The sequence below is a fragment of the Vitreimonas sp. genome, assembly GCF_035627415.1.
Classification (GTDB): Bacteria; Pseudomonadota; Alphaproteobacteria; order Caulobacterales; family Aquidulcibacteraceae; genus Vitreimonas.
The window spans coordinates 80680-93816 of the sequence record NZ_DASPLU010000010.1 but is presented as its reverse complement, the minus strand read 5'-3'; the positions used below and the strand labels follow the sequence as shown (position 1 = coordinate 93816).

Below are 13137 nucleotides of genomic sequence, written 5' to 3'. Positions count from 1 at the left end.
TGAGATTCTCGACGACCGGGCGCACCTCGCTGGAGACCAGCTTTTCCTTTGTTTGCGAGGAAAATTTGGGGTCGGGCACTTTGACCGAGAGCACGCAGGTGAGGCCTTCGCGTGCGTCATCGCCGGTAATCTCGACCTTTTCCTTTTTGGCGATGCCGGACGATTGCATGTAGCTGTTGACGACGCGCGTCAGCGCGCCACGAAAGCCGGCCAGGTGCGTGCCGCCGTCCTTCTGCGGGATGTTGTTGGTGAAGCAGAGCGTGGTTTCGTGATAGCCGTCGTTCCACTGCATCGAGGCTTCGACGGTGATGCCCTCGCGTTCGCCGATGACGTAAATGGCTTCGGGTATGAGCGGCGTGCGCGAGCGGTCGAGGTGGCCGACATAGGCTTTGACGCCGCCCTCGTAGAACAGCGTCTCCTCGAACGGCTCGGGGCCGCGCAAATCCTTGAAGACGATGCGGACGCCGGAATTGAGGAAGGCGAGTTCGCGCAGGCGGTGTTCGATCGTCTTGCGATCGTATTCGGTCATGGTGAAGGTGGCGGGGCTGGCGAGGAAGCGCACGGCGGTGCCGCGGCGGGGCGCGCCTTCGTCCATGGGCGCTGCGCCGACTTCGGCCAGCGGCGCTTCGGGCTCGCCCATGCGGAAGCGCATGTAATGCTCTTTGCCGGCCTGCCAGATGCGCAGGTCGAGCCACTCGCTGAGGGCGTTGACGACGCTGACGCCGACGCCGTGGAGGCCGCCGGAGACTTTGTAGGCGTTCTGGTCGAACTTCCCGCCGGCGTGCAGCTGGGTCATGATGACTTCGGCCGCCGAGACGCCCTCCTCCGGGTGGATCCCGGTCGGAATGCCGCGCCCGTTGTCGGTGATTTCCGCCGACCCGTCCGGGTGCAGGATCACCTCGACCCGGGTCGCATGCCCCGCCAACGCCTCGTCAATGGCGTTGTCGACCACCTCATAGATCATATGATGCAGCCCGGACCCGTCGTCCGTATCCCCAATGTACATCCCCGGCCGCTTCCTTACCGCATCTAAGCCCTTGAGGACCTTGATGGATTCCGCGCCATAGTCGGGCGCGCTCGCCGGTGCGTTTTGGGGAGCGGTCATGGGTGTCGAATCGTCTTGGAGAACATCCCCCAATATAGGGAACGCCAGTCCGAAAGTCTTCGAGTCCAGTGCTGTTTTGGCGCCGCAGCGGCCGGGAAGTTAGCCGGCGAAAGCGTGCGCGATGAAGGGGACCGCGAGCCATAGGGCGGCGATGGTGAAGCCGACGCCGAGGCTGGTCAGAACGCCGTCGCGCGCCGTCATGCCGATCCCGAAAAGCACGACCGCGAGGCCCGGCAGAAGCGGACCGAACGGGATGATCGAGAGCGGGAACGTGACCAGCGCGGCGAGGACGACACAGAGCGCCACCAGCGCCGCGAACGGACCGCGGGTCAGCACTTCGAGGCGCGGGCGGATGAGATCGCCTTCGACACGCTCCACGTGCGGCCGGGCGCGATCGACGAAAGCGACGAACGGGCCGCGCGGGACGCGCAGCTCGAGCACGCGCCGCGGCAGCCAGGGACGTTTCATGCCGAACGCCATTTGCGTGGCGACGAGCAATGTCACCGCGGCGGCGACGCTGGTCATGCCGGGCAGGATGGTCGCTGGCGAGATTGCGAAGAGACCGATCACCAGCAGCAGCGGACCGTAGGAGCGGCGACCCACGGCGCTCAGCAGCACGCCCAAGCGCACGCCGTCTTGCGGGCTGTCGCGGTTCACGCGGGTCGTGAGCTCGTAGAAGACGTCGGACAGGCAATCAGGCTGTGCGGCGGCGGTGCGGACGTGCTGGGCGGTATCGAACGTGGGCGGCATGGCAGCCCGAGAACGTCACCTCGAGAGGCGTGTTCCTGGGCCGACGGCGCCCGACTGCGGCCCGATCAGCACATTGGCGTGATGGCCACACGAGCGGCGCCGTTAGATGAATCATGCGTGAATCTTCACCGGCAGCGTCTCGTATCCTTTCACGAAGGAAGAGAAGACGCGCCTTGGTTCCGCCATCACTTCGATTTTATCGAAGCGCTTGAGGATCTCTTCCCAAACGATCCTGAGCTGCATTTCGCCGAGGCGATTGCCGACACAGCGATGGATGCCGAATCCGAACGAGAGGTGACGGCGCACATTCTCGCGCTCAATATCGAACTGGTTGGGATTGGCGATCACCTCATCGTCGCGATTGCCCGATACGTACCACATGACGACCTTGTCGCCTTTGCGGATCAGCTTGCCGCCGAGCTCGATGTCTTCGAGCGCCGTGCGGCGCATGTAAGCGAGCGGCGTCTGCCAGCGGATCGTCTCCGAGACTAGCGACGGGATCAGCGCCGGATTGGCCTTGAGCTTTGCATACTGCTCCGGAAACTTGTTCAGCGCATAAACGCTGCCGGTGATCGAATTGCGGGTCGTGTCGTTGCCGCCGACGATCAGGAGCACGAGATTGCCGAGGAATTCCTGCGGCGGCATGTTCTTGGTGCTCTCGCCGTGCGCGAGCATGGAAATAAGATCCGGCTTCGGCGGCTCGCTGGCGCGCTGCTGCCAAAGATTCATGAAGTAGCCTAAACACTCCATCAGCTCGGCCCGACGCTGCTCATCGCTTTCGACGATGCCTTGTCCCGGGGCGGCAGTGGCGACGTCGGACCAGCGTGTCAGCTTGCGGCGGTCCTCCCAGGGAAAATCGAACAAGGTCGCCAGCATCTGCGTGGTGAGTTCGATCGAGATCTTGTCGACCCAATTGAACACCTCCCCCTTTGGCACAGAGTCCAGCAAGCCGGCCGCACGCTCGCGAATGACCGGCTCGAGCTGCGCCAGATGGTTCGGCGCGACGATCGGCGAGACGGTCTTGCGCTGCACGTCGTGCTTCGGCGGGTCCATCGCGATGAACATCGGCAGCGGGAAGTCTTCCTCCGGATCGAACAGCACGATCGACGGCTCGGACGAGAACGCCTGGTGGTTCGTATCCACCGCCATGATGTCGTTGTACTTGGTGACCGACCAGTAGGGGCCGTTGAGGCTGTCCGGGCAGTAGTGGACCGGATCCTCCTTGCGCAGGCGCTCGAAGAACGGCCAGATCGTATCGTCGCGGAAGCGCTCGCCGCGGCTCATGTCGAGCGTGGAGAGATTGGTCGTCCAGGCGTCTTCGTTCGGATCGTAGTCGAAGACGTAATCCGGGTTGTGCCGGCCGACATAATCTGGGTTCGCCATCGCGCTTCTCCGTTCGCGCGCATCGCACCAAAAAACGGCGACGTTGTCACGCGCGCTTCGGCGACGAGCGTGGCGCCGCAGCGGAAACTTAACGATCTCGAAAACAGTAACGTTAGGCCGATGTTAGCGCCGGCGCCCGTATGAGGCCCGGCGCGAGCGTCGCGAACGGCGCTGGGGGCCGTCTCATGCTGCGCGTATTGGCTTGCATCACGCTGGAGCACAATCCGTGGCTCCTGCTCCTTGCGGCGGTGATCTGCGCCATCACGAGCGTCTCCGCCTTCGTGATGCTCGACCGTGCGATCGCGCGGCGTAAACGGCTCGGTCATTATTGGGCGATTGCGGCCGGCGTGGTGGCCGGGCTCGGCGTCTGGGCTACGCATTTCGTCGCCATGACGGCCTACGATGTCGGTCTGCCGCTCGGCTTTGCTGCATTGCCACTGTTTGCGTCCCTCGCCGTTTCGCTCGTCGCGCAAACCGGCGCGCTCTGGATTGCCTACACTTTCTCAGATGTGCGGATTCGCGCGCTGGCGGGCGCCGGCGCGGGGCTCGGGATCATCGCCATGCACTATCTCGGGATGACCGGTCTCGAAGCGGCGGCTCTTATGCAATGGGACGCCACGCTGGTTGCCGCTTCGGTGTTCTTGAGCGTGCTGTTCGCGAGTGCGGCCGTCTCCATCTTCTATGCGTCCAGCCATCGCTTGCGCGCGCTCCAGGCCGGAGCGGTGCTGGTGTTGGCGATTTGCGCGCTGCACTTTACGGCGATGGGCGCGCTGACACTGATCCCGACAGGCGGGACGGCGTCCGAAGGATTGTCGCAGACGATGCTCGGCGTCGTCGTAGGCTTCGCCGCCCTTTTGTGCTTGATCTTCGCGTTGGCGGCTGGATTGGCCGACCTCTACCTTTCCGACCGCCAACGTCTGGAGAACATTCGGCTGCGCGACATGGTCGAAGAGCGTACGGCCGAGCTCGTGGCGTCGGCGGAACGTCAGGCGGAGCTCACAGCCCGGGCGGAAGCGGCAAACGCCGCGAAATCGCAATTCATCGCGCACATGAGCCATGAGCTGCGCACGCCGCTGAACGCCATTATCGGCTATAGCGAAATGATCCAAGAAGACCTGGCGGACACGAATCCAGACGCTTCGCAAGATGCGGAGCGCATCACGGTGGCGGCGCGACATCTCTTGAAGATCATCAGCGACATCCTCGATCTGTCCAAGGCGGATGCAGGACGGATCGAGCTGGAGCGGATTGATTTCACTGTCACGCAGTTGCTGTCTGAAACCGTAGATGCGGTCGCGCCTGTGGCGAAGGCAGGCGGGGTAACATTGCGCACGGAATGGTGTGACGAGTTGGGCGCGGCCCACAATGACGGGTTCAAGATCAAGCAATGCCTGCTGAACCTGCTCTCGAACGCGGTGAAGTTCAGCCAAGGCGGGGAAGTGACGCTGCGCGCCAGGCGCGAGCGGCGCGGCGGCGCTGACTGGCTTTGCTTCGATGTCGTCGACACCGGAATCGGCATGACGGAAGCGGAACTGCGGCGGTTGTTCCAGCCATTCATGCAGGCGGATGCGAGCGTGACGCGCCGTTTCGGCGGCACCGGGCTAGGTCTGGCCATCACCCGCGAGTTCGCGCAGCTGATGGGCGGCGATGTGACCGTGGCGAGCGCGCCGGGCGCGGGTTCGACGTTCACGCTGACGGTGTTGGCCGATCTCGACTCGACCGAAGCGCTGCGCGCGGCTTGATCTGCGCGACTGCTTGACCCGGTTGGCTGGGCGCTCGTCCAATAGACTCACGTGATCGCTCGGGAACCTGTGTGCGCGGCGCTGGGTTGAACGCCAGCAGGGGAAGGAGCCGCACATGAAAACCAGCCAAACACGAACCGCGTTGTTCATTCTCCTTGGGCTCACCGCGCCGGCCATGCTCGGCGGGTGCGCTTTGGCCGCTGGCGCCGCCGTTGGGGCGGCCGCCGTCGATTACTTCTCGGACGACAACGACGTGTGCAACGGGCCGAACGACGAAGGCTTGCTCGACAGCGACTGCAACGATTAGACCTCGCGCCGCTCACGCCGCCCGCACGTGCCCATCCCGCACTTCGAAGCATTGCGCGCGGGCGCCAAAGGCTTCGAACAGATTCGCGTCCGTGCCGGTGAGCCAAGCTTGGCCCGGATTGGCAAGTAGTTCATCGAACAAAGCGGCGCGGCGCACGGCGTCCAGATGGGCCGCCGCTTCGTCGATCAGGATCAGCGACGCGCCGGCGCCGGCGTCGTCCGCCAGCGCGCGCGCCTGAGCGAGCGTCACGCCGACGAGCAGCGCTTTCTGCTCACCGGTCGAGCATTGGTCCGCCTCCATGCCCTTTGCCGCGTGGCGCGCCTTGAGATCGCTGCGATGTGGGCCGTCGAGCGCGCGGCCGGCGCCAGCGTCTCTGCCGCGCACATCGCGCAGCAGCTCGGCGAAATCTTCCTCGACATCGGCGCTCTTTGCGCCGTTCTCGAACCGCGCTTCGAGCAGGCCCTCGAGCGAGAGGATCGCTTTCGGGAATGCCCCCTCGGGGCGCGCGTCGATCGCGTCCTGCAGACGCTGCCGCGTTTCGACGCGCGCGGCGGCGATGGCTGCGCCGTGGGCCGACATCTCGCGCTCTAGGCCGCCGAGCCAGGCGTCGTCGAACACGCGGTCGCTCAGCAAGCGTTGGCGCTCACGCATGGCGCGCTCGTACTGCGCGGCAGCCGTGCCGTGCTCCGAGGCGCGCGCGAGCGTCAAGCGGTCGAAGAAGCGGCGTCGGTCGCCGGCGGGACCGGACCAGAGCCGGTCCATTGCCGGCGTGAGCCATGTCATGCGGGCAGCTTCAGCAAGCTCCGACGCCGTCGCCGGCTGACCGTCGCGACGCGCAAGGCGCTTGACGCCGCCTTCCGGCGTGCGCTCGGCGCCGGCGCCGATCACGGTCTCTTCCCCGTCCTGCACAACGCGGGCGGAAACGGCCCAGGGCTGTGCGCGCATTTCGTCGCCCGCGCGCGCGACATCGACGAGAGAGGCGCTGCGCAGGCCCCTGCCCGGCGCGAGCATCGTCAGCGCTTCGAGAATGTTGGTCTTGCCAGCGCCGTTCGGGCCGAACAGGCAGACAGGACGCGCGTCGAGCGGAAGATCGAGCGCGGCGTGGTTGCGGAAATCGGTGAGCGTGAGTCGGGAGACGTAGAGCGAGTGCGTCATCTCCCCCTCCCCTCGAGGGGAGGGGGTTGGGAGGCGGGGTGAGGCGCGATGTTCGAACCTGCGGGCGCGTCATGGAGCGTGACGGCTTCAGAGTGCGGAGCTCCTCCCCGCCCCCTGCCCCCTCCCCTCAAGGGGAGGGGGTGAGGTGCGCTATCGCTTCTCAATGCCGCGCTCGTTCAGCCGCGAGCGGGCCGATGATCTCGATGCGGTCCGTAGCGACGCCGCCGCGCCAACCCCGCGGCACCGCCGCGAACGCTTTCGGCGTATCCACTCCGTTCACGCCGGGGCGTTCGCCGCGGCGGATGGCGTCGACGATGACGACTTCGCTGCCAGCGTCGTGCATGCGCTGTAGAAAGCGGTTGGGCCATCCCCAGGCGACCCAGCCATAGTTCGACGGCACGAAGATGATGCTGTGACGGCAGGCGTCTCCCACATGGCCGGTCCAGCCGGTGAGAATGTAGCTCTTGGCGCAATCCATCAGCTGGCGGCGGCCCGTCGTGCGCGCGTTCGGCAGAAGCTCGCGCATGCGCATCGCAGGCTCCGCGCCGTAATAGCTCAGACGTTCGATGTTGGCGTTCGGCACAGCCTGAAGATAGGCGAGGAGCCGGTCCGCTTCATCGGCTTCGCGGCTCTTGAAGTTGATGAGGAAGCGCCGATCCGGGAAGGCGTCGAGCACTTCGCGCAAAGTGGGCATCAGCCCGACGCCCTGCCCGCGCAGCGGGAACGTTTGCCCGTCGTCGGCGGTGTAGCCGTAGCCGAGATCGAGCGTCTTCAGATACTCCATCGAGAGTTCGCGCGTGACGCCTTCGCCATTGGTGCGGCAATCCACGGTCCAATCGTGGAAGACGGCGAACTCGCCGTCCGTCGTCGGATGGATGTCGATCTCGACCAGGGCGGCGCCGGCGTCGAACGCGGCGCGCATCGAGGGCAGCGTGTTCTCGATCAGCGCGTGCGTCGGCGGAAAGATGCGTTCGGCGGTGCAGGTCTCACTAGTAAGGCCCTCGCGCGCAAAGGTGTGATGCACGCCGCGATGCGAAAGCAGCGTGAGTTCGCCGGCGGGATTGGCCAGCAGCGACGTGTTCAGGAGAAAAAGCGCGCCGGCCGCAAGCGTGAGCGCGCCGAGCACGACCCAGCGCTTGCGCATGGCGTTACACCCGCAGCGGCATCAGCACGTAGAGCGCGGCGTCGTCGGCTTCGTCGCGCACGAGCGTGGGCGAACCGGAATCGGCGAGTTCGAACACCGCCTCGGCGCCTTCGATCTGTGCGGCGACATCCAGCAGATACTTGGCGTTGAAGCCGATCTCGAGCGCATCGTCGCCGTACGCCGCTGGCAGGTCTTCGGTGGCGACGCCGGCGTCCGGGTTGTTCACGGTGAGCGTCACCTTGTCCTTCTCGAGCGCGAGGCGCACCGAGCGCGAGCGTTCGGCCGATACGGTGGCGACGCGGTCGACCGCCTCGGAAAATTGCTTGTTGTCGATCTTCAGCCGCTTGGCGTTGTTCTTCGGAATGACGCGGGCGTATTCCGGGAACGAGCCGTCGATCAGCTTCGAGGTCAGCACCGCATCGCCGAGCGCGAAACGGATCTTCTGCGGCGAGACGGCGATCTCGGCCATGTCGGACGCATCATCAAGCAAGCGCTTCAGCTCGTTGATGGTCTTGCGCGGCACGATCACGCCCGGCATGCCGGTCGCGCCCATCGGCGCCGTCGCGTCCGCGAGCGCGAGGCGGTGGCCGTCGGTGGCGACGGCGCGCAGCTTGGCGCCGTCGTTCTCGACCGTGTGGAAGTAGATGCCATTGAGATAGTAGCGCGTCTCTTCGGTCGAGATCGCGAAGCGCGTCTTGTCGACGAGGCGCGCCAGTTCGGTCGGCTCGATCTCGAAACGCGTCTCGAAGCCGTCGGAGGGCATCGACGGGAAGTCGCCCGCCGGCAGGATCGGCAGATGCAGGCGCGACTTGCCGGCGGAGATGAAGAGGCGCGGATCGTCACCGGAGACGTCGAGCTTCACCGCCGCGCCGTCCGGCAACTTGCGGACGAAGTCGTAAAGATAGTTCGCGGGCGCCGTCGTCTGGCCGGCGCGCTCGACTTCGGCATGCGCGCCTTCGGAAATCTCGATGTCGAGATCGGTCGCGGTGAGGCGCAAGCTGTCGCCCTGGGCCGACACGAGCACGTTGGAAAGAATGGGAATCGTGTTCCGGCGTTCGACGACGCTTTGAACGTGATTGAGCGCTTTCAAGAGCGCCGAGCGCTCGATGGTCAGCCGCATTGCTTCTTCCTGCCCTCGCCCGCCAGACCGGCGCGGCCGGGGGCGGAAAACAATCACCCCCTGGGAAGGCGTGAGTCGCCTCCGCAGGGGGTGAGAAACTAGCAGAAAGGGGCCAATGCTAAAGGCCCTATTTGCAACCTGTTAGGGCCGGGCGTCGTCGGCCCTCCAGGTCTAGGGTTCGCGGCGGATGGCGCGCGCGACGTTCTCGAGCTCGGCCTTCAGATTGGCGTCGGTCTCGGCCAGCGCGGCGATGCGATCGCGCGCGTACATGATGGTGGTATGATCGAAGCCGCCGAAGCGCTGGCCGATATCCGGCAGCGAGGCGTGCGTCATCTTGCAGGCGAGATACATCGCCACTTGGCGCGGCCGCGCGATGGCGTGACGGCGGGTGCGCTCCAGCAATTGCGCCGGCGTCATGTTGTAATGACGCGCGACGACCTTCTGCACCAGCTGAACGGTGATGCGGCGCTCCGCTGCGTCGGACAGTTTGTTTTGAAGAGCGGTGGCGGCGGCGTCTAGCGTCACGATTGTCCCTCCAGAAATCTTCCACTCGATGAGCAGTTGGCACACGGCGCCGTCGAGTTCGCGGCCGGTGACGTGCATCCTCTCTGCGATCATGTCCAGCGCTTCCGGCGCAACGCTGAAACCCGGCGTGGCGCGTGCGTGGAATGCAACACGTTGATCAAGTATACGACGGCGTAATGAAGCGCCGGGTTCAGTGATTTCGCTCGCTGCTGCGCCTTTCAATTTCGCGCGCAGCGTATCGTCAAGCCCTTCGAGGCCCTCCGCGCCATGATTTGCGGCGAGAATGACTTGGCCGCCGCGGCGCGTGACATCGTAGAAAGAATCGAACGCCTCTTCCTCGGTCGCCTTCTTGCCGCAGATGCGATGGAAGTCGTCGATGATGAGCACGTCCGGCGCGCGCACCATGTCCTTGAACACGGAGGAGTCACGCTTCTTGTGCAGCGCGCTCTGAAACTGCTCCAGGAATTCCTGGCCCGTCAGCATCAGCACTTTGCGGCCCTGCGCCGTCGCTTCACGTGCGATCGCAGTCAGCAGGTGAGTTTTGCCGCAGCCGGGCGGCGAATGGACAAGCCAGGTTGGGAAAACGGTGGCGCCGGAGGCCAACATTTGCGCGACCGCGAAGGCGCGCTGGTTGGTCTCATCGACGCAGAAGTTTTCGAACGACAGCGGCGGCAGGCGCAGCGCGTCGGCTGCCGGCGCGGTACGAACCGGCTCGATGCGGGCGTCCGCGAGGGCGCGCACGTCATCGGGAATTTCGTGTTCGAGGAGAATTTCGGTCGGCCCCAGATTGGGGACGTAGGCGCGCATGCGCGCTTCCAGCCGGTGCTGGACCTGCTGACGCAGCCGCTCCTGCGCAACGCGCGATCCGGTCCGGAACAGAAGCACCCCGTCCATTTCCGCTACCAGCCGCAACGGGTCGATGTACGAGCGGAAGAAATCCGCACCGAACTCGCCAAGCAGCTCTTTGCGCACCAGCTCATAGGCTCGCGCTGCCCCAAGTCCCGCCGTGAAACGGCGGGCTTCCTCGCCCTGATCCATGCCAACCCCCGCGTGAATCGTTTAGTTTTTCAGCCCCTGCCCAGCGGGCGCACCTCTCCTGTTCGAGCCGAAATGCGCTTTCGGCCCGATGCTACGCATCGGCATCCCTGAGGTGTCGAACAGCGAGGAAGCTCGCCAGACGGGGGAAACGATGCGCCCTTCGAACGATGTCGTCAACAGGACTTTGTTTACTATTTCGATAGTTTCCACAGGCCTGTTTACAGCGGCCTATGTCTTTGTATTTATTAACCAAAATGGGAATAGTCCGGACGGCGTAAGTGCGCCGTACACAGATGATTATTCACCGCTTTTCCGCAGTGTTGGGAACCTGGAATTTTACAGATTCGAGACAGTCCCGCGACCTGAACGTCGCCGGAACAAGGCCGATTTTTACTTCGAAAGCGCGGCGACGCGCTTGGACAAGCGGGAGACCTTGCGGCTGCCCAGGTTCTTGTGAACCACGCCCTTGCCGACCGCGCGCATCGTTTCCGACTCCGCAGCGCGGAGCGCCTCCGTCGCCTTGGCGGCGTCGCCGGCGGCGATCGCCTCTTCCACGGTGCGCCACGTCGACCGCATGCGGGTGCGACGCGACTTGTTGATCGCCGTGCGGCGCTCAATCACGCGGGTCGCCTTCTTTGCGGACTTCGTATTCGCCATGTGGTTCGGTTCCAGGACTTATAGTTTCGGTGACGAAGCGGCGGGCTATAGCGGGCGCCAAGCGCTGCGTCAAACCCTCAGCGGTGCTTAAATTCGGGCGCCCGCTTTGCGATGAAGGCGGCCATGCCTTCCTTCTGATCCTCAGTCGCGAACAGGCTGTAGAACAGCCGCCGTTCGAGCCTGAGGCCCTCGTTCATCGGCGTCTCGAACGCGGCGTTTACCGCTTCCTTGTTGGCGATCGAAGCGAGGCGGCCGAAGCCGGCGATCTTCTTCGCTGCGGCGAGCGTCTCTTCCATCAACTTGTCGGCGGCGACGATGCGGGCGACGAGGCCGGCGCGCTCGGCTTCGGCGGCATCCATCATCCGGCCGGTGAGGCAGAGATCCATCGCCTTGGCCTTGCCGACCGAGCGCGTCAGACGCTGCGAGCCGCCCCAGGCCGGCATGACGCCGAGCGTGATCTCGGGCTGGCCGAATTTCGCGGTGTCGGCGGCGATGATGAAGTCGCACATCATCGCGAGTTCGCAGCCGCCGCCCAGCGCATAGCCGGAAACCGCGGCGATCAAGGGTTTGCGCGTGCGCGCCACGCGTTCGAGATTCTGGAACGGGTCGCGCTGGTAATAGTCGCTGAAATTGGCCTCGGCCATTTGCTTGATGTCGGCGCCGGCGGCGAAGGCTTTGTCCGAACCGGTGATGACGATGCAGCCGATCGCATCGTCGGCTTCGAACGCATCGAGCGCGGCGCTGAGTTCGGCGATCAGCGCATCGTTCAGCGCATTCAGAGCTTTTGGGCGATTGAGGCGCACGACGCCGACGCCGGCGTCGGTTTCGACGATGATGTTCTCGTGGGTCATGGGCGCTTGATTGCGCCGCCAGGACGCGAAAATCAATCGGCGTCCATCGCCGCAGGCCGGACCGCGAGCTGGACACGCAAGCGGACGCGACTTTCGCCTTCGCGGGTCAAGAACAGGTGCAGCCGCTCGCGGCCGCGCTGGAACACGATGGCGCCGCTTTCAACGCCCTCGGACCAGCCGAGTTGCGGCAGCGTAGCAACGTAGAAGTCACGCACCGCGAGACCGTCGCCCGGGCCGATCGCCTCGGCGAAGACGAGCCGGCCTTGGCCTTCGAACACAGGCGCCACGTCAACCTCCGAGAAACCAGACGGCAGCGGCAGATCGGGAATACCGGCGAAATAGCGCGTCTGCGCCTGCGCCGGCGCTGCGCAGACCAAGGCGGCGAGGAAGAGCGCGCGACTCATTGCGCGAGCGTAGCACAGTAGACGCCCGTCAGCGCTGACACCGCGGGCACCAGAACGTCGAACGGCCGCCGTGGACGGCGCGTTTGATCGCGCCGGCGCAGCCTTCCGTGCTGCAGGGCGCTCCTTCGCGGTCGTAGACGCGGAAGCGATGCTGAAAGCCGCCTTGAGCGCCATCGACCTGCGCGTAGTCGCTGAGCGTCGAGCCGCCGGCTTCGATCGCTTCTTCGAGCACCGCGCGAATGGCGTGATAGAGCTTATCAAGACGTTGTGCGGAGATGCGACCCGCCGGCTTGGTCGGCGCGATGCCGGCGCGGTGCAGGGCTTCGACCACGTAGATGTTGCCGAGACCGGCGACCACACGCTGATCCAGCAGCGCCGCCTTGATACTGGTCTTCTTGCCGGCCAACGCGCGCTTCAGATACGGCTCGTGGAATTCATTGCCGAGCGGCTCGGGGCCCATGCTTTTGAAGAACGGATGCGAGTCGAGTTCGCTCTCGGCGATCAGATCCATGTAGCCGAAGCGGCGCGGATCGTTGAACTCGAGAAGAACCTTGTCTCCTTTGGCGCCCTCCTCCATCTCGATCACGACATGCGTGTGCGCAGGATCGGGCGGTTCGGCGTAGTAGAAGTCGCCAGGCTGCCGCTTCTGGCCGAGAATCGACCAGCGCCCGGTCATGCCGAGATGCGTGATCCAAACCATGCCGTCGTCCAGATGCGCCAGAATGTATTTCGCGCGTCGCTCGAGCGCATCGACGCGCCGGCCGCTCAGCCGCGCGCCGAAGCGCGGCGGAAACGGAAAGCGCAGATCGGGCCGCTTGGTCCGCGCGCGCTTGATCCGCTTGCCGACCAAAGCCGGGGCCAGCCCGCGGCGCACTGTTTCCACTTCGGGAAGCTCAGGCATGCGGCGAAATGCCGGAAATCAAACGCAAAACCATGGCGCTCCGATATAGCCCCGC

The 13137-nt window shown here is 65.0% G+C and carries 13 protein-coding genes; 2 read left to right on the top strand and 11 right to left on the bottom strand.

Annotated elements, in window-relative coordinates; all coding sequences use genetic code 11:
• From VEA80_RS08025 to VEA80_RS08015, 3 genes are all read right to left on the bottom strand, one after another.
• A partial coding sequence (locus tag VEA80_RS08025) for an ATP-binding protein (RefSeq protein ID WP_325060195.1) occupies positions 1–1105 on the bottom strand: 1105 nt, incomplete at its 3' end.
• 99 nt (positions 1106–1204) lie between these two features.
• Positions 1205–1855: an exopolysaccharide biosynthesis protein gene (locus tag VEA80_RS08020; RefSeq protein ID WP_325060194.1), complete on the bottom strand. Its 651-nt coding sequence runs from the start codon at positions 1853–1855 to the stop codon at positions 1205–1207.
• 111 nt (positions 1856–1966) lie between these two features.
• On the bottom strand, positions 1967–3238 hold the full coding sequence (locus tag VEA80_RS08015) for a cytochrome P450 (protein WP_325060193.1): 1272 nt from the start codon (positions 3236–3238) through the stop codon (positions 1967–1969).
• A 185-nt stretch (positions 3239–3423) separates the two neighbouring features.
• Between VEA80_RS08015 and VEA80_RS08010 the strand changes: the two genes are divergently transcribed.
• Positions 3424–4980, top strand: a complete 1557-nt coding sequence (locus VEA80_RS08010) for an ATP-binding protein (RefSeq protein WP_325060192.1) — start codon at positions 3424–3426, stop codon at positions 4978–4980.
• Positions 4981–5095: 115 nt separating this feature from the next.
• Complete coding sequence (locus tag VEA80_RS08005; RefSeq protein WP_325060191.1) at positions 5096–5287, top strand: hypothetical protein; 192 nt, start codon at positions 5096–5098, stop codon at positions 5285–5287.
• A gap of 12 nt (positions 5288–5299) precedes the next feature.
• Here the strand turns inward: VEA80_RS08005 and recF are convergent, their stop codons facing one another.
• From recF to mutM, 8 genes are all read right to left on the bottom strand, one after another.
• Positions 5300–6442: a DNA replication/repair protein RecF gene (gene recF, locus VEA80_RS08000; RefSeq protein ID WP_325060190.1), complete on the bottom strand. Its 1143-nt coding sequence runs from the start codon at positions 6440–6442 to the stop codon at positions 5300–5302.
• A gap of 160 nt (positions 6443–6602) precedes the next feature.
• The gene (locus VEA80_RS07995) at positions 6603–7586 is read right to left on the bottom strand and encodes a glycerophosphodiester phosphodiesterase family protein (protein WP_325060189.1); all 984 of its coding nucleotides are present in this window, start codon (positions 7584–7586) and stop codon (positions 6603–6605) included.
• Between the two features lie 4 nt (positions 7587–7590).
• On the bottom strand, positions 7591–8706 hold the full coding sequence (gene dnaN / locus VEA80_RS07990) for a DNA polymerase III subunit beta (RefSeq protein WP_325060188.1): 1116 nt from the start codon (positions 8704–8706) through the stop codon (positions 7591–7593).
• A gap of 171 nt (positions 8707–8877) precedes the next feature.
• Positions 8878–10269 (bottom strand): DnaA ATPase domain-containing protein, encoded by a 1392-nt coding sequence (locus VEA80_RS07985; protein WP_325060187.1) that lies wholly within the window; start codon positions 10267–10269, stop codon positions 8878–8880.
• Positions 10270–10659: 390 nt separating this feature from the next.
• Positions 10660–10926 carry a 30S ribosomal protein S20 gene (gene rpsT / locus VEA80_RS07980; RefSeq protein ID WP_325060186.1) on the bottom strand — a complete coding sequence of 89 codons (267 nt, stop codon included), beginning with the start codon at positions 10924–10926 and terminating at the stop codon, positions 10660–10662.
• Positions 10927–11003: 77 nt separating this feature from the next.
• Complete coding sequence (locus tag VEA80_RS07975; RefSeq protein ID WP_325060185.1) at positions 11004–11777, bottom strand: enoyl-CoA hydratase; 774 nt, start codon at positions 11775–11777, stop codon at positions 11004–11006.
• Between the two features lie 32 nt (positions 11778–11809).
• Entirely contained in the window at positions 11810–12181 is a 372-nt protein-coding gene (locus VEA80_RS07970; RefSeq protein ID WP_325060184.1) for a hypothetical protein, read from the bottom strand.
• A 28-nt stretch (positions 12182–12209) separates the two neighbouring features.
• Positions 12210–13082: a bifunctional DNA-formamidopyrimidine glycosylase/DNA-(apurinic or apyrimidinic site) lyase gene (mutM, locus tag VEA80_RS07965; RefSeq protein WP_325060183.1), complete on the bottom strand. Its 873-nt coding sequence runs from the start codon at positions 13080–13082 to the stop codon at positions 12210–12212.
• Positions 13083–13137: the final 55 nt, after the last annotated feature.